This window comes from Undibacterium sp. FW305-107 (genome assembly GCF_058788535.1).
Genome location: NZ_JBYTAV010000001.1, coordinates 852,211 through 878,128, shown reverse-complemented (window position 1 = coordinate 878,128; position 25,918 = coordinate 852,211). Strand labels below are relative to the sequence as shown.

Genomic DNA, 25,918 nt, shown 5'->3' with positions numbered 1-25,918 from the left:
ATCATCTGCCTTATTGCGGCTTCTGGCAAGTCGCTGGGCCGCAACAATATGTGAACTATGCTGTGCCACAATAATGAATCGTAAACGACAACGGGAGCCTGAGCTCCCGTTGTCGTAATATTACTTAAGTTAAAGACTTATTGCTCGCGCAACCAGGTCTGTGTACGGCCAAACATGGGAGCACCTATATAGCCGCGTACATTCAGTTTCTTGTTGTTTTCTATGATGCTGAGTTTGCTGCTGTACAGCTTGCCATTACCTGGGTCGAGTATCTTGCCCCCCGTGTATTCATCACCATCTTTTTTCAGGCCCGACAAAATCGTCATGCCGACGATGGGCTGGTCTTTGTTGACGCCTTCACATTTGTCGCATTTTGGGTTTTTGTCGGTAGCATCGGCTTCCAGAAACAGTTTTTCTATCTTGCCCTGCAATTCACCAGCAGTTTCGGTGATGCGTATCAGCGCCTTGGGTTTGCCTGATTTGTCATCTATGCTCTTCCAAAGGCCGACCGGGCTTTCTTCTGCCTGTGCCAGCAGTGGCATACCTGCGAATGCGATGAATGCGGATAGTAGGGATAAGGCGAATGGAACTGTTTTTTTCATGCTGTCTCCAAAAAGAAAAACTGAGGTCTCTGATTATGTAAATTGATTGTACGTGGCAAAATTTTAACCACGTACAATATTTTTAGAGTACCTACTTTAACCCATAGTATTGCCAGCTTATTATGCTGCTGGCAACTTGCCCAATTGTTCAAGCAGTTTTTGCAAAGTGGCTTTGAAATTCGCCAGGCGTTCTTTCTCAACCGCGATGACCTGTGCAGGTGCCTTGGCGACAAAGCCTTCGTTACCCAGCTTGGTTTCCAACTTGGCAATTTCACCTTCCAGGCGGGCGACTTCCTTGCTGATACGTGCACGTTCTGCTGCCACGTCGATTTCCACCTTCAGCATCAGCTTGGATTCGCCAACGACGGATACAGGTGCCGGTGACTCAGGGAGGGCATCAACGACAGACACTTCAGACAGCTTGGCCAGAGCTTGCAGGTAAGGCGCAAAAGATTGCAGACGTGCTTTGTCTTCAGCATTGGCGGCCTGCAACAGCAGTGGCACGCGCAGGGCAGGAGACAATTGCATTTCACCACGCAGGTTACGGCAGGCGTCGGTCATTGCTTTCAATGCCTGCATCCAGGCCTCTGCCGCAGTGTCGACGTTTGCCGCGACGAATAACGGGTAAGGCTGGATCATGATGCTGTCGCCAGCCGGGTTCAGGGTCTTGCCTGCCAGTGGTGCCACGGTTTGCCACAGGGCTTCAGTGACAAAAGGAATGACAGGGTGAGCCAGGCGCAAGATCACTTCCAGTACGCGCAATAAAGTACGGCGGGTGGCGCGTTGCTGCGCTTCATTGCCTTGTTGTACCTGGACTTTGGCTACTTCCAGATACCAATCGCAATATTCATCCCAGACAAACTTGTAGATGGCAGAAGCGATATTGTCGAAACGGTAGTCTGCAAAGCCTTTTTCTATCTCGGCCTCTGCGTGTTGCAGGGTGGATATGATCCATTTGTCAGCTTGCGAGTATTCAAGATCGGCATCGGTAACGCCAGCGCCAAAGCCGCAATCCTTGCCTTCAGTATTCATCAAGACAAAGCGGGTTGCATTCCAGAGCTTATTGCAGAAGTTGCGATAGCCTTCACAACGGCCCAGGTCGAAATTGATATTGCGGCCCAGCGATGCATAGCTGGCCATGGTAAAGCGCAATGCATCTGTACCATAGGCAGGGATGCCATCAGCAAATTCCTTGCGCGTAGCTTTTTCTATGCTGGCTGCCTGTTTGGGGTTCATCAGCCCAGCAGTACGTTTCGCGACCAGTTCATCAACAGTGATGCCGTCGATGAGGTCGATAGGGTCCAAGGTATTTCCCTTGGACTTGGACATTTTCTGGCCGCTGGAGTCGCGTACCAGTCCATGTACATACACGGTATTGAATGGCACCTTGCCGGTGAAATGCGTGGTCATCATGACCATGCGCGCTACCCAGAAGAAAATGATGTCAAAGCCAGTCACCAGTACTGAAGATGGCAGGAAGTGTTTGATGTCCGGTGTTTCTTCCGGCCAGCCCATGGTCGAGAAAGGCACCAGTGCAGACGAGAACCAGGTATCAAGCACGTCATCATCACGCTTCAATGCACCAGTGTAGCCAGCGGCAGTTGCCTTGGCTCTGGCACCGGCTTCATCATGCGCAACAAAGATTTCGCCATTGTCGCCATACCAGGCCGGGATTTGATGGCCCCACCACAATTGGCGCGAAATACACCAGTCCTGGATATTGTTCAGCCACTGGTTGTAAGTCGTCGTCCAGTTTTCCGGGATGAATTTGATTTCGCCGTCAGCGACTTTTTCCAGCGCCACTTCAGCGATGGATTTGCCCGGGAAGAAGGTACCTTCCGGTGCTGGTTTGCTCATGGCCATGAACCACTGGTCAGTCAGCATGGGTTCGATAACCACATTGGTACGGTCGCCACGTGGCACCATCAGCTTGTGTGGTTTTACCGATTCCAGCAAACCTTGCGCATCAAGGTCAGCAACGATTTGTTTGCGGGCGACGAAGCGGTCCATGCCCTGATATACGGCAGGGGCGTTTTCATTGATTTTGGCATCCAGAGTGAAAATGCAAATCATGTCCAGTTTGTGACGCTGGCCGACTGCGTAATCGTTCATGTCATGCGCAGGCGTGATCTTCACGCAGCCAGTACCAAATTCCTTGTCGACATAGCTGTCGGCAATCACCGGGATTTCGCGGCCTGTCAGCGGCAGCTTGAGCATCTTGCCAACCAGGTGGATATAACGTTCATCCGTCGGGTCAACCGCTACCGCCACGTCACCCAGCAGGGTTTCAGGGCGGGTTGTCGCTACCGTCAGGTGGCCGGAGCCATCTGCAAACGGGTAGCGGATATGCCACATCGAACCATCTTCTTCTTCCGACACCACTTCCAGATCAGATACCGCAGTGCCCAGCACCGGGTCCCAGTTGACCAGGCGCTTGCCGCGATAGATCAGACCTTGCTCTACCAGTTTGACGAAGACATCGGTGACGCTCTTCGAGCGTTCGGCATCCATGGTGAAATATTCACGGTCCCAGTCGGCAGACGCACCCATGCGGCGCATCTGGCCAGTGATGGTGGAGCCGGATTTTTCTTTCCATTCCCAGACTTTTTCCAGGAATTTTTCACGGCCCAGATCATGGCGCGAAATCTTTTGTGCATCGAGCTGGCGTTCCACCACGATTTGCGTGGCGATACCGGCATGGTCAGTGCCCGGCACCCAGGCCGTATTGTGACCGCGCATGCGGTAGTAGCGCGTCAGACCATCCATGATGGTCTGGTTGAAGGCGTGGCCCATGTGCAGGGTGCCTGTCACATTCGGTGGTGGCAGTTGTATCGAGAATGAGGGTTTGCCTTCATCCATGGTGGCGGCAAAATATCCACGTTTTTCCCACTCGCCACGCCAGGATTGTTCGATTTCTGCGGGCTCAAAAGACTTGGCTAATTCCATAATATGATCTGCGGTGATTGCTAAACCTTTGATTATAAATGAGGTAAGTGCAGAAGTCGGGTTTTCCTGCGGGTAGCCTGAATTTAAATTATCTTAAAGATAATGAATATTTTAAATCTTGTCATTTGTGAGCAGCAAAGCGACAAATGCTGTGTTGCCCCGCTGCATCTGGCTTGTTGTTGCCTGGAGGATTGGATTAATATGCTTATAAACCCCAGGGGACATGATGAGACGCCTTATCAATACGGTATATACCCTGAATCTTGCCCTGCTACTGACAGTCCTGCCTCAGTTGGCCAGGGCTGACGAACCGAACAATGAAGAGGACCTGGCCCTGGTGTATGGTGACAAGTCTGTCATCAGTGTTGCTACGGGTTCGGTTTTGCCTTTGCGCCGTGCGCCAGCAGTTGCCACCGTGATTACCGCGGCCGATATAGAAGCGACAGGTGCAACCAGCCTTGATGCCGTGATGGAAACAGTACCTGGCTTGCATGTAGGGCGCTCTACCGTGTTGAATATGGCTATTTACACCATACGTGGGGTGCGCAGTGCGCTCAGTAATCCGCAGGTGCTGGTTCTTATCAACGGCACACCGGTGACCAATGCCTATAGTGGTGACCGGGGCTTCCTCTCTGCTGATATGCCACTGGAAAATATCGCCAGGATAGAAGTTATCCGTGGCCCTGGGTCTGCCCTGTATGGCGCAGATGCTTTTTCAGGTGTGATCAATATTGTCACCAAAACTGCCAAAGAGCAGGATGGCACACGTTTTGGTGTACGGCTGGGGTCATTCAATAGCCGGGACGCCTGGGTTTTACACGGTGGCAAGTGGGGCAGCATCGATGTTGCCGCTTCTTTGCAACATAGCCGCACTGCCGGGCCGCGTGCCCTGGTTGAACGCGATGCACAAAGTGGGTTTGACCAGTTATTTGGCACTCACGCTTCCCTTGCACCAGGTTATGAAAACTTTAGCCGTGCTGCTACGGACGCCAATATGGAGCTGGCGTACGACAAATGGAATTTGAACCTGGGCTTCATGCACAGGGAAAACATAGGCGCAGGCACGGGCATCGCCCAGGCGCTGGACCCCAGTGGCTGGGGCAGCAGCCGTCGCTTTACCAGTGATTTGAAATACAAGGACCCGGATTTTGCCAGGGACTGGGGGTTGGAGCTGAATGGTAGTTTTACTTATTACAATGAAAATTCCAGTATCGTGATTTTTCCTGCAGGTGCTTTTGGCGGTGCCTTCAAGGATGGTTTTATCGGTAGCCCTTATCGCTGGGAGAGGCATGAAAGGCTGAATGCCACCTTCCATTACAGCGGTTTTGCCCAACATCATTTGCGTTTTGGGATAGGAGTATCAAAAGAAGATTTGTACAAGATACGCGAAACCAAAAACTTTAACCCTGATAATTCACCGATCAATGTTGGTGCTTTTTCTGATCTGGTAGATGTTACCGACACTGTCCCGTATATACGACCTCATGGCCGTTTGTTGAAGTATTTATATGTGCAAGACGAATGGCAATTTGCCAAGGACTGGACTTTGACTGCAGGTGTGCGGCGTGACCAGTATTCCGATTTTGGTAATACCACCAATCCAAGACTGGCCCTGGTATGGGAAGTTGATTACAACCTGACCGCCAAGCTCTTGTACGGCAGTGCTTTTCGCGCTCCCGCTTTTGAAGAACTGTATGTGATCAATAATCCTGTCGTGAATGGTAACCCGGCGCTGAAGGCTGAAAGAATGCGCACGACGGAATTGGCCCTGAACTGGCAAGCGCGGCCAGGTTTGCAACTGGGTTTGAATCTGTTTCGTTATCAGATGTCGGACATCATCAGGATCAGTAATAATTTTTTGAATGAGAATGGTGGCAGCCAGAGTGGCCGGGGCTTTGAGCTGGAGGCCAGCTGGGATGTGCACAAAAATTTGCGTCTGGCTGGCAATATTGCTTACCAGCGTGCCATTGACGATATGACGCAAAAGGACCCGGGTTTGACACCGCGCCGCCACGCCTATGTGCGGGCAGACTGGCAGCCAGCAGCAGGATGGCGGGTGAATGCGCAAGTCAATCACATTGCAGACCGCCAGCGAGAACCAGGCGACACCCGCCCGAGTGTCAGGGATTACACTACCCTGGATTTGACGCTGGGGACGAATAGAAAATATGCAGGCTGGGACTGGACTTTGGCGGTGCGCAATCTCCTGAATGCGGATGTGCGCGAACCCAGCCCATACAGCACGCCTTTTGTAAATATGCCAAATGATATACCCATGGGGGGGCGGTCATTATTTTTGCAATTTGGCTATAAGTTGTAAAAATAGCAGACGTCTTTTGCAAGGAATGGTGACCGCTTGTCGGACGGACAGTGCAGCTTCAAGAATTTCGATATAGGAGCGTGAGTAAATCTGTTAATGTTGATGGTTCAGTTGAATTACGGATGCGGCAGGGTGATAGGTTGTTGTAAAAAGAGTGCAGATTGCCTGAGCTGCATGTGCCGGACGTATGGCATGTATTTAATAAGGATGAATTGATCCTGTTAGTGAAAACCAAAGAAGGTATGAAACTTTAGATGTTGGAAAACAGCGCCCCTTATTTTTCTGATATCCGTGCTTCCAGCGACAGTACAAAAACTGACAGGAAGCCAGGGCTGTTTCAGCACGTCTGGTGGTTTTTCAATATCGCTTTTTGCATCCTGGTTTTGTTTGCCGATCCGGTCAGGGCAGACCAGCTTGCCTTGATGCCGGACCTGGCGATGCTGCAAAACCAGATGCCGCAAGTGCATACGCCTGCGCTGGCTCAGGACTTGCGCATGGGGCGTCGCTATGGCGAACATCTGGTATTTGCTGACGTTGCCAGTCAGGGACGTCGCCAGGACGTCAGCACCGGTGGTAGCCTGGCCGTACTGTACCCGGATATGGGTGAGCCATATCGCAGTATTTTTGCCAAGATCATTGAGGGTATAGAAAGCAAGTCGCGCATGCCAGTGATCAGTATGCCGATAGGGCCCAAGCTGGAAACTGGCGACTTGAATGCGCAATTGAAACGCAGTGGCGTCAAGGTTGTGATTGCACTTGGCCGTCAGGGTGTGAAACTGGCCAGTAGTCTGGACCGTGAGATTGCCGTGGTGGTTGGCGGGGTTTTAAACATCCCGGAAAGTGAAAGCCGCAGCATGACTGGTGTCAGCCTGATGCCAGACCCGGTACTGCTATTTTCCCGCCTGAAAAGCCTGCTGCCAGGTGTCAAAAGGGTGATCGTCGTCTACGATCCAAAAAACAATGAATGGCTGATCAAGCTGGCACGCGAAGCCGCCAAACAGCAGGGGCTGGAACTGGTCACCTACGAAGCCAAAGACCTGGCTGGCGCGGCCCATCAATATGAAGTGGCCTTTGCCAATGCCGACCGGCGCGATGCCCTGTGGTTACCGCAAGACTCGACGACAGTGGAAGAGGGCAGTATCTTGCCACTGGTATTGCGTGAGTCATGGAACCGTGGCGTTCCCTTCTTTTCCAGCAGTTTTTTGCACGCCAAAAAAGGGGCATTGTTTGCCCTTTATCCGAATAATCTGGAACTCGGACAGAGCCTGGCCATGGCTGCGCAAAGTGCCGTGAGTGGTGATGGCCGCAAGTCTGGCGTATCGCTATTGCGCGAAGTATTGGTGGCAGTCAATTTGCGCACTGCCAGCCATATAGGTCTGAACATTGATTATCAAAGCCAGAGAAGTTTTGATTCGATTTTCCCTGAGCCTTGAATGAAGCTAAGCAGGTGGGCATTGGTATGAGCCCGCATGAAGAAAAAGAAAGATGAGAAGTGAACGAGCCAAGCATGCCACGCATTGATAAACCAGTGCTGGCATGATCTTGAATATTCCGGGACATAGTGTTGTTCACCAGCGCAGCTTGAGGGTGAGTGGCCACAAGTAATTTGGTTCAAGTATGAAGTTTTTCAGTAACTACTTTCGCCGCACAGGTTTCAGTCTCCAGCTAACGGTCATCATCACGGCCGCTATTCTGGTGCTGGCACTTTTTTCTTCCATCATGAACTCATGGCAGGCCAGCCATCGCATGCGCGCTTACTTTGTCGTACAAGGTCAGCAAGTTGCAGAAAACCTGGCCCGGCAAAGCCGGCTGGCGCTGCTGTATCACTCAGCAGACAATGCCAGGGAAGTGGTGGCGACAACCCTGGCTTTTCCTGATGTCTTGCAGGTAGAAATTGCCAATGCCGATCACAAGGTCTTGCTGTCACAAAGCAAGCCAGGCGTGGTCTTGCCTCCATTGAAAACACATCCGGCCGGACCATTATCGAGTGCCAGGCTGGAACAGGAAAGTGATCAGGACTGGCGTTTCAGCGCCCCGGTATTTGCCGGTGAAAGTGAAGCCTCTCCTTTTGAAGTACAGGAAAGCAAACCGCAATTGCTGGGCTATGTGCATGTGGTGGTCGGTAAGACCACGCTTGATAAACTGGTGTCGTCACTGTTGCTGGGCAACCTTGGCATTACCTTTTCATTTGCCCTGATATTGCTGGCCGTGATACGCCTGATGTCGCGGCAGATGATACGCCCGCTGAACCAGTTGTCTGCCCTGATGGGTAGAGCAGAGGCAGGCGAATCCGGCATGCGTGCCACGCCGGACGGGTCAAAAGACATCATAGAAATGTCGCATGCCTTTAATCAGATGATGGCAGTGCTGGAAGACCGTGAGGCTGAACTCAAGCAATCGCGTGATCAGGCTTTGCATGCAGCTGTCATGAAGGCGCAATTTGCTGCTACCGTTAGTCACGAAGTGCGTACGCCCTTGAATGGCGTGGTTGGCATGCTCGACATGCTGAAAGAAATGCGCCTGACCAAGAGCCAGCGTGAATGTGTGGATGTGGCCTGGAACTCTTCCCAGGCTTTGATAGAACTGATCAATGACATCCTGGATTTTTCCAAGATGGAAGCAGGCAAGGTCGAAGTTGAAGAAATCGAATTTGACCTCAATAAACTAGTGGCCGAAGTACTGGAATTATTGTCCAAGTCAGCCCAGCAAAAAGGCCTGGAACTGGCTTATCTGATCGCTGATGATGTACCTTTGCGCGTCAAGAGCGACCCGCTGCGCTTACGTCAGATCCTCATCAACCTGATTGGCAATGCAGTCAAGTTTACCGAACATGGTGAAATAGCGGTGCGGGTGGTATTGAGTCAGTACCATGATCAGGCAGACCCGTCTTCCATGATGAGCCTGCGTTTTGAAGTCAGCGATACCGGCATAGGCATGTCGGCAGATGCCGTCGCTAATGTGTTTGAATCCTTCGCCCAGGCGGACCGTTCAACTACCCGCAAATATGGCGGTACCGGTCTGGGGCTGGCCATCTGCAAGCAACTGGTGGCACTCTTGCATGGCGAAATCGGTGTCAGCAGCGTGCCGGATCAGGGCAGTAACTTCTACTTCAGCATGCAATGTCACGCCAGCAGTACAGAAAAACCTGCACTGACCAGTGCCAGCGCTGATTTGCAGGATGAACGCATACTCATCGTTGACCCCAGTGAAGTTGTTCGCAGTTTCCTGACGCAACAACTTTCCCGTCACGGCATGTCTTGCCACGCGGTTGCCAGTGGCGTGCAGGCTCTGGCTTTGCTGGATCAGGCTGCGAAAGATGGCACGCCGCATTCTCTGGTCATCATGGATGTCAGCAGCATGGATGACAATGGCGAAGAACTGGCGCGCCGCTTGCGCAATGACCATCGCTATAGTGGCATCCGTACTCTGGCACTGGATCGGAATGGTTGCGTGGGAGATGCTAATTCTTCGACGGCTGAAATTTGCCTGAGCAAGCCAGTACACATCGAAAAACTGCTGGAAGCCTTGCGTCACTTGCTGCTGACCACAGCCGATGTGCAGACATCCTCTGCTGCAACAGCAACAACGATCGCCAGGGCACCTGCGCACATGCCCGCCAGGAGCATGGAAGTGACACGCCATCCTTCCAATGGCGGTCATATTGAATGGCGCGTACTGGTGGTTGAGGATAATCGCACCAACCAAATGGTGGCTGCAGGCATGCTCTCGCTTTCTGCCTGCCATTGCGAATTTGCCGGTAATGGCAAGGAAGCCGTGGAGGCAGCCCGCCGCAACCGTTATGACCTGATACTCATGGATTGCAGCATGCCGGAAATGGACGGCTATGAAGCCACAGTCAGGATACGCAGCTATGAAGACGGACTGGGCAGGCGCACACCTATTGTGGCGATGACGGCCAATACCCAGCGCGGCGATGCTGAAAAATGCCTGGCGATAGGTATGGATGATTATCTGGCCAAACCCATCACGCTGGTAGAATTGCGTCAGAAACTGGAGCGTTGGCTGACCCATGGCGGTGCAGCAGGACGCGCACTGCCATCAGATGGACAATTGCAAGCACTCGACAATAGCCCGCTAGACCGCGCTGTGTTCGATAAATTACGCGATATCCTGGGGCCGGGTCTGCAGCAGACGGTATCCCTGTTCCTGGAAGACACACCTGTCTATCTGGAACAATTAAGCCAGGGTTTGCAGCAAGGCGATGCTGAAATGGTGCGTGCCATGGCGCATTCCATCAAGGGCAGTAGCGGTAACCTTGGGGCCACCAATCTTTTGCAGTTTGCCAAAGAAGTTGAGCAACTCGCACTGGAACGGCATTTGTCAGAAATTACACCTTTACTGAGTAGCCTGCATCAAGCTTATGAAGCGGTGGCGTCCGAGCTGGGTAATGAAGTGTTCCTGGAAGACCATGATGCTGTCAGCCATAGCCGTCATGTCGCTAAAGTGCTGGTGGTCGACGATGACCGAAGCACCCGCAGCACACTGCGTCATACCTTGCAAAGAGATGGTTTTAAAGTCGAGGAAGCTGCAGATGGTTCGCAAGCTTTGCTGATGCTCAAACGCATGCGGCCTGATGTCATCCTCATGGATGCTGTCATGCCAGTCATGGATGGTTTTACCGCCTGCAGCCTGATACAGGAAATGCCGCGTGGCCGCAGCATACCGGTGTTGATGATCACCGCACTGGAAGACAATAGTTCGGTAGAAAGAGCCTTTGCTGCCGGTGCCTGTGACTACATCCCCAAGCCTATTCATTTTGCCGTGTTGTCGCAACGCGTGCGCCGCATCATAGAAGCGAATCAGGCAGAAAAACGCATACGCCACCTGGCCTTCAATGATGTGCTGACGGGTTTGCCTAACCGCACGCAATTCCTTGACCAACTGGGGCGCAGGTTGACCATGGCCAAGGACAATGTCGAATCAGTGGCAGTGCTGTTCCTGGACCTGGACAGATTCAAGAATGTCAATGACACTCTCGGCCATGATGTTGGTGACCGTCTGTTGATTGCCGTGGCGCAGCGCATACGTCGCAGCGTACGTAATGCCGATTGCGTGGCACGCCTGGGGGGCGATGAATTTACCGTGGTATTGAGCGAGCTGGCTGACCCGGCGGCTGCGGCATCGGCTGCGCAAAATATCTGCCGCACTCTGGCCAAGCCTTTCCAGATTGATAGTCATGATATTTTCGTGACCGCCAGCATAGGTATTTCTGTTTATCCCAGTGATGGCATGGACGTAGGCACCCTGGTCAAACATGCAGATACCGCCATGTACCGCGCCAAGAAAACCAATACCGACTTCCAGTTTTTTGAAGCGGCGATGGAGCATTCGATCTCTGAACGGGTACGTCTGGAAAATGATTTGCGCCGTGCATTGGAACGTAATGAGCTGGCAGTTTTCTATCAACCCCAGGCACGTATGGATACTGGTGAGATCATCGGTACAGAAGCACTGGTGCGCTGGTTCCATCCTACCCGTGGCATGGTGTCGCCACTGGAATTCATACCGATGGCAGAAGAAACCGGTTTGATTATTGCGCTCGGTGAATGGGTATTGCGTACGGCCTGCGCCCAGATGCGCAACTGGATGGATAAGGGCATGTCCCATCTGCGGGTTGCAGTGAACTTGTCTGTCAGCCAGTTATTGCAAAAGGATTTTGCCAATACGGTAGAACAAGTCTTGTTCGATACCGGCTTGCCCGCGAAAATGCTGGAACTGGAAATTACCGAGAGCACGCTGATGGAGCATGCGCAAGATACTCTGGCCATACTGGACCGTCTGCGCAGCCTCGGTGTCAGGTTGACCATTGATGACTTTGGTACTGGCTATTCATCACTGTCTTATCTGAAACGCTTTCCTGTCGATATCATCAAGATAGACCGCTCCTTCGTGCGCGATATTCCTGGTGATGCCGACGATGCCGCCATTGTCACCGGCATCATTGCGCTGGCACATAGTCTGCGGTTGGAGGTAGTGGCTGAAGGGGTGGAAACCCGCGAACAACTGGAATTTTTACGCGCCCAATCCTGCGATATCCTGCAAGGCTTTTACTTGAGCAAACCTATACCGGCGCAGCAACTGGAAGACGAAATATTGTCGCAAGTGGGCAGCGTATTTCTGGATCAGACAGGTAAATGAAACCTGGGGCTGACGCAGTTTTGCTGCAGCCTTGATAAAAATTATTAGAGACTCGGATCGATCAATGAGGGCTTGCATGTTGCAGCTTCAACTACCTAAATGGCAAACCAGCCTGATGCCGGGTTTGCTGGCTATCTTCTTGCTATGCATGAACACGACGGCACATGCGCAAGCTAAACCTCAAGCTGATTTTTCTGAGATCGAAGCGATACATACGCTGTCTGACCGTGACAATACCGCCGCACTCAAACAACTGCAGGAATACAAAGACAAATTAGGCAAGGATGCAGATTACTTCTTGCGGGCCGAAGTCCTGAAGACACTGATAGGCATCTTGTATGACGCTGGCAAGATCAAGGAAGCCGATGCTGCCAATGCAGAGTTGCTGCAACTCGCCAGGTTGCAAAAAGATAATGACATGATCAACATGGCGCTGATAGGTGAAGCCTTTCAGTTACTGGATCAGGGCAAGTTTGCCATGGCACTGGTGAAGCTCAATGATATACAGCAAAGCCTGCGTGATTCAAAAAATGCGGAAGTACTCATGCGCCTGAATATCGCCTTCGGCATGGTGCAACTGGCGATAGGTAATTTTGATAAATCCCTGCCTTATTTTCTTGAGGCGCTGAAACTGGCAGATCAGATACCAAGAAGGCGTGCCCAGGCCAAGATGTACCGCATGGAATCCATCGCCAGGCTATATCTGAATATGCACAATGCTGAAAAGTCCCTGGAAACTGCCAACGATGCATTGGCGATGCAGCCTAAAATAGAATCACCCAAGATTACCTCATCCTTGCAAATGACACGTGGTCTGGCACTGATAGACCTTGGGCGCCATGATGAAGCTCTGGAAGCTTACAAGACGGTATTGCAGATATCCACTGAAGCTGGCATGCCAGCCGTGGCGGCAACCGCTTTGGGCAATATTGCTGATTATTACCTGCATGTGCGCAAGTTCACCGAGGCCGAGCGCGCCGCCCGCTTCTCCCTGGAAAAAGCCCAGGCCGTGAATGACCCTTTTGCAATTGCCATCGCCAAAGCGAATATAGGTTTTGCGCTGGCAGGACAAAAGAAATTTTCTCAGGGTATAGGTTTCATCAACGAGGCCAAGAAGTTTTTCATGGAGACAGGTTCCAAGTCGGATGTGGAAAACCTGCTCAGCGAAATTGGCAATATGTACGAAGCCGCTGACATGTATAAAGAAGCGTTGGCAACCGTACGTGAACAACAAAAACTCAGTGATGAATTATTCCGCTCTGATCGCGCGCGGGCTGTAGCCACCCTGCAAGAACAATTCAATGCCCAGCAAAGACAAAAACAGATTGAATTGCTGGCGCGTGAAAACCAGCTCAAGGATGCCGACATCAAAAACCGCCAGTTGCAGCAAGTGGTGTTGATGCTGGCTGCCATCATCATGGTGATGGTGGGTGTAGTCGTCTTCTTCTTGTACAGACGGGTACGCAAGACCAATGAAAAACTGCGCGAAGTGAATGAGCAACTTGAATTTCATGCCGTGCGTGATCCCCTGACTGGTTTATATAACCGCCGCTCTTTTGTCGATATGATGAAGGGCAGAGTCATATTGCCGGAAGGTGAAAGGCGCGAAGATGCGCTTGATAATCCGGATTGTTTAATTCTCATGGATATCGATCACTTCAAAAATATCAATGACAGCTTTGGTCATGCAACCGGCGATGCTGTCCTGATAGAAGTGGCGCGCCGTTTGCGCAGTACAGTGCGCGATAGCGACATGGTGTTGCGCTGGGGTGGGGAAGAGTTTTTGATTTATTCCCCACGCTCTAATCCTGCACAACTCAAGGGACTGGTAGAGCGTATTTTGCGTAGCATCGGTGAAGAGAACATCGAAGTCGAGGGCGCCAGTGTGCCTGTTACCTTGACTGCAGGTTTCATCAGCCTGCCATTTTCTGGCTTGCCAGAAGCAGTTTGCAACTGGGAAAAAGCGCTGCAAATTGCCGACATGGCGTTATATCTGGGCAAGGTCAATGGCCGCAACCGTGCCTATGGTGTCAGTAAATTATTGATTGCCTATGAAGAAGCCTTGCCGGTACTGGATCATGATTTGTCGGCCGCCATCAAGGCGGGTATGGTCGAATTGGTAGAAGTGCATGGGCCAGTAAAACTGCCGGAAAGCAATCTTGCACCATCGTCAACAATGCAAGATACAGAATTGGCCAGCGAAATCAAATAAAGCACCAGAGTTTAAAAAAGTCGTATAATCTGCCGTCGTCGCGGTTCTGGATTTAATTCAGAACCCGAAGAAAAAATGCTAGGGGTCCTGCCATCAATTTTGTTGGCGGGTGAGAAATACCCTCGAACCTGATCTGGATAATGCCAGCGAAGGGAAGCTGCCGAAGTTTGTGCCGCCTGTGTTATGTATTGATCTGCGCGCACCAGTTTTGGAAACTCCTTTGCTGGCTCCATGCCAACAAAGCAAAGGAGCCAAAATGAACGCCAACCCGCAATTCCTGTCCGCTACCGCTACGGTAGACGAGGCAGCCATTCAGCCACTGCCGAATTCCCGCAAGACCTATGTACAGGGTAGCCGCCCCGATATCCGCGTACCCATGCGTGAAATCAGCCAGTCAGATACACCAGCCATGTTTGGTTCGGAGAAAAATCCACCTATCTATGTCTACGATACCTCCGGCCCCTACACCGACCCTGAAGTAAAAATCGATATCCGCTCTGGCCTGGCATCCGTACGCGGTGCCTGGATAGCCGAGCGTAATGACACTGAAGAACTGGCTGGCCCGACATCTGAATACGGCATCGCCCGCCTGCATGACCCCAAGCTGGCTGAATTGCGCTTCAATCTGAAACGCCTGCCACGGCGCGCACTGGCAGGCAAGAATGTCTCGCAAATGCACTATGCACGCCAGGGTATCATCACACCTGAAATGGAATTTGTTGCAATACGCGAAAACCTGCGCAGGAAAGAATATCTCGAAAACCTGAAAGCCTCTGGCCCCATGGGCAGCAAGCTGGCAGAAGTCATGGGCCGCCAGCATCCGGGTCAGTCTTTCGGGGCCGCGATCCCTGAAGAAATCACGCCAGAATTCGTACGCTCGGAAATCGCCCGTGGCCGTGCGATTATTCCTGCGAATATCAATCATCCTGAAATCGAACCGATGATCATAGGCCGTAATTTCCTGGTCAAGATCAATGCCAATATCGGTAATTCTGCAGTGACCTCTTCCATCGGTGAAGAAGTAGAAAAAATGACCTGGGCAATACGCTGGGGTGGCGACAATGTCATGGATCTTTCCACTGGCAAGCACATACATGAAACCCGTGAGTGGATCATCCGCAATTCACCCGTACCTATCGGCACCGTGCCCATCTATCAGGCACTGGAAAAAGTGAATGGCAAAGCAGAAGACCTGACCTGGGAAATTTTCCGTGACACGCTCATTGAACAAGCTGAGCAAGGTGTCGATTACTTCACCATCCATGCAGGCGTGCGTCTGCAATATGTGCCGATGACAGCCAAGCGCCTGACCGGTATCGTTTCACGCGGTGGTTCCATCATGGCGAAATGGTGTCTGGCCCATCATAAAGAAAGCTTCCTGTACGAGCATTTCGAAGACATTTGCGAAATCATGAAAGCCTATGATGTGTCTTTCAGCCTCGGCGATGGCCTGCGTCCAGGTTCCATCTATGATGCCAATGATGAAGCACAGTTAGGTGAATTGAAAACCCTGGGTGAACTGACGCAGATCGCCTGGAAACATGATGTGCAAGTCATGATAGAAGGCCCGGGCCATGTGCCCATGCATCTCATCAAGGAAAACATGGACCTGCAACTTGAGCAATGCCATGAAGCGCCTTTTTATACTCTCGGCCCTCTGACGACTGACATCGCCCCCGGCTACGACCACATCACTTCCGGCATAGGCGCGGCACAGATAGGCTGGTACGGCACTGCCATGCTGTGCTACGTGACACCGAAAGAACATTTGGGTTTGCCAAACAAGGTCGACGTCAAGGATGGCATCATCACTTACAAGATCGCCGCCCATGCAGCCGACCTGGCAAAAGGCCACCCAGGTGCGCAGATACGTGACAATGCTCTTTCCAAGGCGCGCTTTGAATTCCGCTGGGAAGACCAGTTCAACATCGGTCTCGACCCCGACAAGGCACGTGAATTCCATGATGAAACACTGCCCAAAGATTCTGCCAAGGTCGCCCATTTCTGCTCCATGTGCGGCCCGCATTTCTGCTCCATGAAAATCACGCAGGAAGTGCGCGACTATGCCAATGCGCAGGGTATCAGCGAGATCCAGGCGCTGAAACAGGGTATGGAAGTCAAAGCCGTCGAGTTCATCAAATCCGGTGCGGAAATCTACAAGAAGCAATAGCCATGGTGGAGATACAGCTTAATGGAGAAAAACGGCAATTGGCGAGCGTGCTGCTGGCGGATTTGATTGCCGAACTGAATTTGTCGCAGCAGGCAATTGCGGTGGCGGTGAACCGGCAGATTATCCCGCGGTCGCGATGGCCAGAGCATCAGTTGCAAGTGGATGATAAGGTTGATGTAGTCAGGGCGATTGGTGGCGGTTGATTCGTTCGTTGATTGCAGGTTGGGCTGGTAGGGCCGGCCCAACCTGCAAATTCGCCCGGCGATGTATTGCTTAGCGCTCACAAATTTGAAAGAATTTTTATGCAAACAGAAAACGACCAAGGCTTAACCATAGCCGGCAAAACCTACCGCTCCCGCCTGCTGGTTGGCAGCGGCAAATACAAAGACCTTGAACAAACCCGCCTGGCGACAGAAGCCAGCGGTGCAGAGATCATCACGGTAGCAATCCGTCGCGTGAACATAGGGCAAGACCCGAATGCCCCCAGTTTGCTGGACGTAGTGCCACCGAGTAAATACACCATACTGCCCAACTCGGCGGGTTGTTATAACGCCGAAGATGCGGTGTACACCCTGCGACTGGGGCGTGAGTTATTGGGTGGTCACAAGCTGTGCAAGCTTGAAGTATTGGGCGACGAGAAAACCCTGTTCCCGAATATGCCCGAAACATTGAAGGCAGCGAAAACCCTGGTGCAGGATGGTTTCGACGTCATGGTATATTGCAGTGATGATCCCATACAGGCACGCATGCTGGAAGACATAGGCTGCGTCGCCATCATGCCGCTGGCCTCCTTGATAGGTTCAGGTATGGGTATCTTGAATCCCTGGAATCTGTCGCTGATCATAGACCAGTCCAAAGTGCCGGTACTGGTGGATGCCGGTGTAGGTACGGCATCTGATGCAGCGATAGCCATGGAACTGGGTTGCGATGGGGTGTTGATGAATACGGCAATCGCTGGCGCCAAAGATCCGGTACGCATGGCACGTGCCATGGGTCTCGCAGTCGAGGCTGGACGTGAAGCATTTCTGGCGGGGCGCATGCCACGCAAGTTTGCAGCATCACCATCGTCACCGATGGCTGGCCGCATTGTCTGATCTTCGTTTAATGAAAGCAACTAAGCGTCCCTGTGTGCTGGTATTTGCCGGGCATGACCCCAGTGGCGGTGCTGGCATACAGGCAGATATAGAAGCCATCGCCGCGCAGGGCGCACATGCCTTGCCGGTGATTACTGCATTGACCGTGCAGGATAACGATCACGCTTATGCCGTGCATGCAGTCGATGTGCAAATCATCTTGCAGCAGGCAATGACGCTGGTGGCAAAAATACCGGTCAAGGTCATCAAGCTTGGCATCGTTGCGCACAAAAAAAATGCGACGGCGATTGCCAGTTTTATCCAGAAGATGAAACTGCAACATGCTGATCTGCATGTCATTGTTGACCCGGTATTGGGCAGCGGTCACGGCGACAGTTTGTCGCTGGATGATGCAATAGCAGCTATTGAGCCATTATTGAAAGTGGCAACGCTGATCACGCCCAATTTGCCTGAGTTACAGCGTCTGTCACCATTGGCTGTTGATATACAGGCGCAGGTGGAAAACCTGATGCAAGCTTATGATACGGATGTTCTGCTGAAAGGCGGTCATGCAACAGAAGCCCGGGTAAAAAACATCTGGTTCCAGCATGGACAATGGCAGACCGCACAAGAATGGTCATGGCCGCGTTTGTCAGGTGAATTTCATGGTAGTGGCTGCACGCTGGCCTCAGCGATAGCCGGACAACTGGCAAGGGGAGTGACTTTGCCAGAAGCTTTGCAACAGGCACAAAGCTATACACAGCAAAGCCTGCTGCATGCGTATGCGATAGCTGCAGGCCAGCTTATTCCAGCACGCCAGCCAGTATTGAGTACAAGGGAAAAATCATGAACACATTGGGCAATCATCCATTGAGCGGTTTATATGTCGTCACCCCTGATTGGGATGATACTGCTCAACTTGTGACAGTCACAGAACAGGCTTTGCAGGGTGGTGCAAATATCGTGCAATACCGTCACAAAACTGCCAGTCAAGAACTACGCAAAACCCAGGCGCTGGCCTTGCTGGGACTGTGCCGCAGTTTTAATAAACCCTTCATCATCAACGACCATCTGGAACTTTGCCTGGAAATTGGTGCTGATGGCCTGCATGTAGGTGGCACGGATATTTCGGTAGCAGACGCCAGAACCAAACTGGGGTCTGACAAGATACTGGGTGCATCCTGCTACGGTGATCTGGAGCTGGCGCGTACTGCCGTAATGGGTGGAGCAAGTTATATTGCCTTCGGTGGTTTTTATCCTTCCCGCATCAAGAAATATGCAGTAAGCACACCTGCCAGTGTAGTTGCAGATGCAGTAAAGGAATTCGACTTGCCGAACGTCGTTATCGGTGGCATGACACTGGAAAACTGTCAGCCCCTGCTTGCTCAGGGGGCTGACATGGTGGCCGTGATCAGCAGCGTGTATATGGCAGAACGGCCGCAACAGGCAGCGCTCGCATTTACAGAACTTTTCACTGCACGTCAGTGAGGGGCTCAGGGTTTATTTAATTTCGCTCTCAGCTTCTTTGTTGGTAGGCGCAGATGCAGCCGCTTGCGGTTCCAGATCTTCAACTTTCAATAATTCTGCCGTGGTGAGGATGCCGACACTGATGATGTCGTGGCCTTCTATGGTCTCGCATTTGCGCGGATTGGCCAGCGTACCTTCCGTGCAAAAGCGGATATTACCTTTCTTCTTGTCCGCACCGGGATAATAGAACAGCATCATGTCACTGGCTCTTTTAATATACATGGCCTGATCCAGCAATTCTTCCGGGAATTTGCCATCGGTGGCTTTTAACAACCACTCACGCAATTTGGGTATGGCTTCGGTGCTGACTTCGCGGGTTTCTTTATTGTGTGGCCCATGAAAACCCAGTCGCGTGCGTGCCAGATTCTTGCTGTCTAGCATGCGCCTTTCCGTACCTGCCATGAACATGATGGCACAGGAAGAAAAGCAGTTTCCCTGGACGGCAGTATTGATTTTCCTGCCTTTGATAAGCTGGGCTATGCCATATGCGGCACCCAGGTCACCGCCAGGGCTTTCAGTCAACACGACATTGTGCACTTCACCGCCTGACAGATTGCGGCGAAATCGCTGCGTGTCATCCGCTTCTACCTTGCCATATAAAATCAAAGTGTCATTTGAGCGCAGCATAGTCATGGCAGCAGCTGGCTGGCTATATGAAATCATGGCAGTGGCCAATATGGCAAACAAAGGATAGGGACGTAGCATCATCATTCAAGAGGAAAATAATTGAAGCCGCATTATCCTTTGCCTGGACTGAGCGGGCAATGCCCTATTGAATAGCGGTGAGTTTTGCTATCGCACTCAATAGCTTGTCTGCCGTTTCTGCGCTGGCTGTTTGCATGGGTGGCCGCAGGCTGGCCTGTATTCTGCCTGACGCCGCCAGTGCTGCTTTCAACGGCGCAGGATTGGGCTCTTCAAACAGTGCCTGCATGACGGGCAGCAAGTGATAGAAAATTGTCCTGGCCTGTTCAAGCTGACCTGCATTGATATGCGCATGCAAACTCAGGAACAGATCGGGGCGTATATGTGCAGATGCCAGTATGCCGCCTGCACCACCGAGACAGAGGGTGGTGAACAATTGGTGGTCTTCCCCTGTGAGCACTTGAATATCCCTGTCCATGATGAGTTGCATGGTGGCTTGCAGATTACCACCACAATCCTTGATGGCGACGATATTGGGATGTTTGGCCAGTTGCTGCAAGGTCGGTAATTCCATATTCACACCAGTGCGGTAAGGAATGTTATACAGCAGCACAGGTATGACTGATGCATCGGCAATTTCATGGAAGTAGTGCAAGATGCCTGCTTGTGAGGGCCGTATGTAATACGGTGGCGTCACCAGTACGCCAGCAGTTTGTCTCTGTCCTATAGCTGCCAGCCTGTGCAAGACTTGCCCCATGTGATTACCGCTCAAGCCCATGATGACCTGGTGGGCAGGAACCACAGCCAGCACGGCGTCCAGCACCTGCAATTGCTCTTCTTCACTGAGAGCGGCAGCTTCACCGGTGGAGCCACAGACGACCAGGCCAGTGACACCTTCCTTGATCAACTTATTGGCAAGTGCCTGCAGTGCTGGGAAATCCACTTCCGCCTCTGCGCTTGCACAAAACGGTGTGATCAGTGCGACCCAGATGCCTGAAAAATCAGTGCGTCTGGTCTGATGGTCAGATTCAATATGTGTATTACTGGAATTACTGATGCTGCTGGACATACTTGTTCTCCTGTGGACCGGTAAAAAGACCCGCAGGGAGTTGACATGAAGCGCAAAGGGAGGATTACCGTTTTTGCCATCCTGTCAGCTCACCTGACGGGACAGCACGCCCCGGTCAGATGAGCGTCTGTTTCTTGGCTTTAGCAAAGACCATACACAAAGCAGTGTTGCCTTGTGTGTGTAACTGATCTTTGACTTGAGTTTGCATAATGAAAATGAAATTTCTATTGCGATTGAAATGATTATCTGCGGATGGGATGTAGCTTGTCAAGGCTTCATCTAGTAAGAAAATTTTAGCCCTCCGGGATCGCCTTGGAGCGTACCCGGCATAGTCCCGTATAATCCGTCTATGCAAAATTTACTCCACAACTTAAATCCTGAACAACTTGCTGCGGTGACTTTGCCAGCGCAGCCTGCCCTGATTTTGGCTGGCGCAGGTTCCGGCAAGACACGTGTGCTGACGACCCGCATCGCCTGGCTGATACAGACGGGCCAGGTTTCGCCTGGTGGTATTCTGGCCGTGACCTTTACCAACAAGGCCGCTAAGGAGATGCTGACGCGTTTGTCTGCCATGTTGCCGATTAATACACGCGGCATGTGGATAGGCACTTTCCATGGCCTGTGTAACCGCCTCTTGCGTGCGCATCACCGCGATGCCGGTTTGCCATCGACGTTCCAGATACTTGATTCTGGCGACCAGTTATCCTTCATCAAGCGTTTGCTGAAGGCCAACAATATCGACGATGAAAAATTCCCGCCCAAGACTTTGATGTATTTCATCAATGGTGCCAAGGACCAGGGTTTGCGTGCAGCGCAGGTCGATGCCTATGATGACTTCAACCGCAAGCTGGTTGGCCTGTATGATTTGTATGATGCCCAGTGCCAGCGTGACGGGGTGGTTGATTTTGCTGAACTGTTATTACGTACCTATGAATTATTGAGCCGCAACCAGCCACTGCGTGAACATTATCAGGATCGCTTCCGCCATATTCTGGTTGATGAGTTTCAGGATACCAATGATTTGCAATACAAGTGGTTGAAGTTGTTGGCAGGGGAGGGCAGCAGAAAAGGTGGTGCAGTGTTTGCAGTCGGTGATGATGACCAGAGTATCTATGCCTTCCGTGGTGCCAATGTGGGCAATATGTCGGCCTTTGAGCGCGAATTTCAGGTGCAGAACCTGATCAAGCTGGAACAGAATTACCGTTCGCACGGCCACATCCTTGACAGTGCTAACGTACTCATCGAACATAATAGTAAGCGTCTGGGCAAGAATCTGCGTACTGATGCAGGTCATGGGGAGCTGGTGCGCGTCATGGAATCCAGCAGCGATATCCAGGAAGCCAACTGGATCATAGACGAAGCCAAAAACCTCATACGTGAAGGTTCTTTGCGTAGCGAGATCGCCATCCTGTACCGATCGAATGCGCAATCACGTGTGATTGAACATGCACTGTTCACGGCGAATATTCCCTACCGCGTGTATGGCGGCCAGCGTTTCTTTGAGCGTGCCGAGATCAAGCACGCCATCGCCTATCTGCAATTGATGGATAACCCGCATAATGATTCTGCCTTTTTGCGCGTAGTGAATTTCCCTACCCGTGGCATAGGTGCGCGCTCGCTGGAGCAATTGCAGGATGTCGCCAGGCAGCAAAATATTTCCATGTATGCTGCTGTGCCTTATGTGGCTGGCAAGGCTGGCTCTTCATTGGCATCTTTCGTCAAGCTCATAGAAGGTGCTCGTTTTGAAACCCAGAACCTGCCTTTGCCCGAGATGGTCAAGATCGTGCTGGAAGTAAGCAGCCTGCTGACGCATTACCAGACTGAAAAAGAAGGCGCGGACCGGATAGAAAACCTGGAGCAGCTAGTCAGTGCTGCCACCCTGTTCGTATCAGAAGAAGGTTTTAACAAAGAAGCACCAGCCTTTGCCGGCCCTGCCAGTAGTGCGGCAGTCTTGCTGGAAAGCGGGAATGGCGATCAGATCATTGATGCTGACGCAGCACTGCCAACGGTGATGTCGCCCTTGTCGGCCTTCCTCTCCCACGCCTCTTTGGAGGCAGGCGACAATCAGGCGCAAGCAGGGCAAGATGCCATGCAGTTGATGACCGTGCATTCCGCCAAGGGCCTGGAATTCGATGCAGTCTTCATTACCGGCCTGGAAGAAGGTTTGTTCCCACATGAAAACAGTACGCAGGAAGACAGTGGTGTAGAAGAGGAACGTCGCCTTATGTATGTGGCGATTACCCGTGCGCGCCAACGCCTGTACCTGAGTTTTTCACAAACCCGCATGTTGCATGGACAGACCCGTTACAACATGCGTTCACGCTTCCTTGATGAATTGCCTGAGGAGTCATTGAAGTGGCTTACACCGCGTGTACAGCCTACCTGGTTCGGCAATAAAAAATCTGCCTGGGATGAAGCGCCGGATGATGCTGCCAACCGCATCGCTCAGACTTTCAAGAAGAGTAATGACAGCATGAGCTGGCGTATAGGCCAGAATGTGGAGCATGCAAAATTTGGTGAGGGCGTGATTGTCAATCTGAATGGCGGTGGCGGTAGTGGCAGCTTGCGTGCCCAGATCAATTTCGGCAAATTCGGTATGAAGGAGCTGGACCTGAGTATTGCGAAACTGGAAAAAATATAAAAGAACTGTCCAGGAAAAAGACGAGCGCAGGGTGAATCAATCACCCTGCGCTTTTTTATCAGATTTCCCGTTGTACAAAAAACAGGGCAGCCGGGCTAAGTGCTCAACTAAGTGCTCAACTAAGTTGCTCAAATATAGTAAGCCGTTGTCGTCATGACCTTGGCCATCAGCTTCATGCCTGCCTGGACGGGGACTGGTAGTTCGCTCGCACCTAAAGCCTGAGCAGCTGTGCCGTGTGCAATTTCATCCAGACGCATTTGTTCTACCACCGCGCGTGACCTCTGATCTTCTGTGGGCAAGTTTTTCATATGGCTGGCCAGATGCGCTTCCACCTGTTTTTCTGTCTCAACTACAAATCCCAGACTGACCGCATCGCCAAATCTGGCGGCCAGCGCGCCGCAGGCATAGGCCCCGGCATACCAGAGCGGATTCAGAAAGCTGGTATGTGAATTAAGTTCGTGCAGTCTTTTTGCGGTCCAGGCTAAATGGTCTTCTTCTTCTATGCCGGAATGCTGGAATTGCTGGCGTATCTCTTCTGTATGTGCATTTGCGCCCTGAGAGTCATACAGAGCCTGAGCGCAAATTTCACCCACATGGTTGACGCGCATTAAACCTGCGCTATGTGCTTTTTCCTGTTCGGATAAATTGCTATCTGGCAAATCATGGCCGGGGTAAGCTCTTCTGGCAATTGCCTGGCCACTGACCACGCGCAGGGCGCGGTCAAACTTGCCGATCAGTTGGTCCAGGCTACCCTTGGGAGATGTTGTTAGGAAGTTCATATTGTTTTTTGGAAATGCCATGGTTGAGCAATATTGAGCTAATAAAAAGCAGCTATTAATGACCTATTGTAGAAAGGAATATGGATTTACGCCATCAGACCAAGTCTGGAAACCTACAGAAAACTTAAGATTCTAATAATAAGAAAGTAGATGCTTGTTGCGATAACGCCACATAAAATTTGCTTAAAAACGATCGTTCGCAAATTCTCTTTGCCCTAATTCCTTTAATTTGTTTCAATGGAATCTAGCTTCTTAATCAGCAGGTTTCGAAGTCTTGGCAAGACTAAATTTGTAAAATAATGGCCGAAGCATTTCAGTGTGGCCGCATAAATTAATAATTTTGGAGACGCTTTCAATGAAAAAATCGATACTGGCATTCGCAGTCTTGAGCGCATTTGCAGCAACCGCTTCAGCACAATCTTCAGTCGTCATCTACGGTATTATCGACGCAGCCGTTGTAGCCACTACCAACCAGACAGCAACTGGTGGTTCCAAATTCTCCATGGATGCTGGTCAGTTACTGACCTCCCGCTGGGGTATCAAAGGTTCTGAAGACCTGGGTGGTGGTTTGAAAGCAAACTTCAATCTCGAAGGCACATTGGCCAATGACACTGGTACAGCCGGTGCCGGTTTTGGTGGTAACGTATTTAATCAGGCAGGTAATAACACATCGCTGTTCGATCGTCTGGCATGGGTAGGTTTGTCTGGTGCTTTCGGCTCCGTCACGCTGGGTCGTAACAATATTGTTGGTGTGGATTCTGTTGGTCTGGCTGATCCTATCAGCCTGGCACACGCTGGTTCCAATCCTAACGTGATGTTCAGCGCCCTGAACGCAGGCGCATTCTTTGGTGGTTTCGGTACTAACCAGGGTGGTACTGCTCTGCGTCAAAACAATTCCATCAAATACGTTTCTCCACTGATGTCTGGCTTCGGCGGCGCGCTGATGTATGGCTTCGGTGAAAAAGCAGGTGACAACACAGCAAGTAACTATGCTGGTTTGTCTGGCTTCTTTACAGACGGCACTAACGGTGCAGCGCTGTCTTATGCCAAATTGAAAGACAATTCCGGTGCAGCCTACTTGGCTGGTTGGGCTGGTGGTGCCAAGTTCAAAGTTGCTCCATCTGTAATGTTGCGTGGTACTTACTCCAACAACAAAGTAGAAGGCAATATCAAGATTGATGCTTTGCCAAACGCAAATGGCCGCAAGATTGCTGTGATAGGTCTGGGTGCAGATTTCACTCTGTCTGATCAAATGACTTTGACTACTGCTTATTACAACACCAAACGCTCTGGCGATATCGACGGTAAAGCAGATCAATATATCTTGCTGGGTAAATATGCATTCAGCAAACGTACAACTGCTTATGCTTCCCTGACATATGCAAAAGCTGGTTCTGTAAATGCACAAGATGTTTCCCTGGCTTTGGGCATCATCGGTGCAGGTAATAGTTCTGCAACACGTACAGCAGTTGGCGTATTGCACGCATTCTGATTGTAGACAGTTAGATTTACTTGCAAAGGTCGCGTAAGCGACCTTTGCAATTTTGTTTTTGCTTCACTTTTAGTGTTAATAATGTAAGTTTTCAGCAACTATTTCGCTTAGTCAAGCTTGCCTTAATTACATTGATGTTGTTGCTTTTAATGCAATTTATGTTGCTTATACGAGACATAATCCCCCCATATTCCCTCCAAAAGCTGATTTAGCTTGGCTGCCTGACACCATTTTTGGTCAAATACGTTAACTTCTTTTTAGCTGTCTTGTCGGTTCTTAAGTATTT

At 51.2% G+C, this 25,918-nt stretch carries 16 protein-coding genes and 1 riboswitch; of the genes, 11 read left to right on the top strand and 5 right to left on the bottom strand.

Translation table 11 applies throughout. The features are described from left to right. Nucleotides 1–137 precede the first annotated feature (137 nt). Together AC3WQT_RS04030 and AC3WQT_RS04025 are read right to left on the bottom strand one after the other, a co-directional pair. The gene (locus AC3WQT_RS04030; RefSeq protein ID WP_492702491.1) at nucleotides 138–602 is read right to left on the bottom strand and encodes a DUF2147 domain-containing protein; all 465 of its coding nucleotides are present in this window, start codon (nucleotides 600–602) and stop codon (nucleotides 138–140) included. Nucleotides 603–722: 120 nt separating this feature from the next. Continuing rightward, nucleotides 723–3,548: a valine--tRNA ligase gene (locus AC3WQT_RS04025; RefSeq protein ID WP_492702489.1), complete on the bottom strand. Its 2,826-nt coding sequence runs from the start codon at nucleotides 3,546–3,548 to the stop codon at nucleotides 723–725. Between the two features lie 223 nt (nucleotides 3,549–3,771). Here AC3WQT_RS04025 and AC3WQT_RS04020 point away from each other — a divergent pair, with 223 nt between their 5' ends. The 9 genes from AC3WQT_RS04020 (at nucleotide 3,772) to thiE (ending at nucleotide 18,970) form a co-directional block, all read left to right on the top strand. Next, on the top strand, nucleotides 3,772–5,868 hold the full coding sequence (locus tag AC3WQT_RS04020) for a TonB-dependent receptor plug domain-containing protein (RefSeq protein ID WP_492702487.1): 2,097 nt from the start codon (nucleotides 3,772–3,774) through the stop codon (nucleotides 5,866–5,868). A gap of 254 nt (nucleotides 5,869–6,122) precedes the next feature. Next, nucleotides 6,123–7,301, top strand: a complete 1,179-nt coding sequence (locus tag AC3WQT_RS04015) for an ABC transporter substrate binding protein (protein WP_492702485.1) — start codon at nucleotides 6,123–6,125, stop codon at nucleotides 7,299–7,301. 184 nt (nucleotides 7,302–7,485) lie between these two features. After that, complete coding sequence (locus AC3WQT_RS04010; RefSeq protein WP_492702483.1) at nucleotides 7,486–12,027, top strand: EAL domain-containing protein; 4,542 nt, start codon at nucleotides 7,486–7,488, stop codon at nucleotides 12,025–12,027. Nucleotides 12,028–12,103: 76 nt separating this feature from the next. After that, nucleotides 12,104–14,239, top strand: a complete 2,136-nt coding sequence (locus AC3WQT_RS04005) for a tetratricopeptide repeat-containing diguanylate cyclase (protein ID WP_492702481.1) — start codon at nucleotides 12,104–12,106, stop codon at nucleotides 14,237–14,239. A 70-nt stretch (nucleotides 14,240–14,309) separates the two neighbouring features. Continuing rightward, nucleotides 14,310–14,411: riboswitch (TPP riboswitch) on the top strand. A gap of 84 nt (nucleotides 14,412–14,495) precedes the next feature. Next, entirely contained in the window at nucleotides 14,496–16,409 is a 1,914-nt protein-coding gene (gene thiC / locus AC3WQT_RS04000; protein WP_492702479.1) for a phosphomethylpyrimidine synthase ThiC, read from the top strand. 2 nt (nucleotides 16,410–16,411) lie between these two features. Then, nucleotides 16,412–16,612 carry a sulfur carrier protein ThiS gene (gene thiS / locus AC3WQT_RS03995; RefSeq protein ID WP_492702477.1) on the top strand — a complete coding sequence of 67 codons (201 nt, stop codon included), beginning with the start codon at nucleotides 16,412–16,414 and terminating at the stop codon, nucleotides 16,610–16,612. A 99-nt stretch (nucleotides 16,613–16,711) separates the two neighbouring features. Beyond that, nucleotides 16,712–17,503, top strand: a complete 792-nt coding sequence (locus AC3WQT_RS03990) for a thiazole synthase (protein ID WP_492702475.1) — start codon at nucleotides 16,712–16,714, stop codon at nucleotides 17,501–17,503. A 10-nt stretch (nucleotides 17,504–17,513) separates the two neighbouring features. Beyond that, nucleotides 17,514–18,332 (top strand): bifunctional hydroxymethylpyrimidine kinase/phosphomethylpyrimidine kinase, encoded by an 819-nt coding sequence (gene thiD / locus AC3WQT_RS03985; RefSeq protein ID WP_492702473.1) that lies wholly within the window; start codon nucleotides 17,514–17,516, stop codon nucleotides 18,330–18,332. Next, the gene (gene thiE / locus AC3WQT_RS03980) at nucleotides 18,329–18,970 is read left to right on the top strand and encodes a thiamine phosphate synthase (protein ID WP_492702471.1); all 642 of its coding nucleotides are present in this window, start codon (nucleotides 18,329–18,331) and stop codon (nucleotides 18,968–18,970) included. Before thiD ends, thiE begins: the two co-directional genes overlap by 4 nt. Before the next feature lie 12 nt (nucleotides 18,971–18,982). Here thiE and AC3WQT_RS03975 read toward each other — a convergent pair whose 3' ends face one another. Together AC3WQT_RS03975 and dapA are read right to left on the bottom strand one after the other, a co-directional pair. Continuing rightward, nucleotides 18,983–19,720: a hypothetical protein gene (locus AC3WQT_RS03975; RefSeq protein ID WP_492702469.1), complete on the bottom strand. Its 738-nt coding sequence runs from the start codon at nucleotides 19,718–19,720 to the stop codon at nucleotides 18,983–18,985. Nucleotides 19,721–19,778: 58 nt separating this feature from the next. After that, the gene (gene dapA / locus AC3WQT_RS03970; RefSeq protein WP_492702467.1) at nucleotides 19,779–20,720 is read right to left on the bottom strand and encodes a 4-hydroxy-tetrahydrodipicolinate synthase; all 942 of its coding nucleotides are present in this window, start codon (nucleotides 20,718–20,720) and stop codon (nucleotides 19,779–19,781) included. Between the two features lie 349 nt (nucleotides 20,721–21,069). Here dapA and AC3WQT_RS03965 point away from each other — a divergent pair, with 349 nt between their 5' ends. Then, nucleotides 21,070–23,361: a UvrD-helicase domain-containing protein gene (locus AC3WQT_RS03965; RefSeq protein ID WP_492702465.1), complete on the top strand. Its 2,292-nt coding sequence runs from the start codon at nucleotides 21,070–21,072 to the stop codon at nucleotides 23,359–23,361. A gap of 128 nt (nucleotides 23,362–23,489) precedes the next feature. On the opposite strand, the gene coq7 is transcribed toward AC3WQT_RS03965, so the two are convergent. Beyond that, nucleotides 23,490–24,140 carry a 2-polyprenyl-3-methyl-6-methoxy-1,4-benzoquinone monooxygenase gene (gene coq7 / locus AC3WQT_RS03960; protein ID WP_492702463.1) on the bottom strand — a complete coding sequence of 217 codons (651 nt, stop codon included), beginning with the start codon at nucleotides 24,138–24,140 and terminating at the stop codon, nucleotides 23,490–23,492. A 355-nt stretch (nucleotides 24,141–24,495) separates the two neighbouring features. Here coq7 and AC3WQT_RS03955 point away from each other — a divergent pair, with 355 nt between their 5' ends. Next, on the top strand, nucleotides 24,496–25,632 hold the full coding sequence (locus AC3WQT_RS03955) for a porin (RefSeq protein WP_492702461.1): 1,137 nt from the start codon (nucleotides 24,496–24,498) through the stop codon (nucleotides 25,630–25,632). The last annotated feature ends 286 nt before the right edge of the window (nucleotides 25,633–25,918 follow it).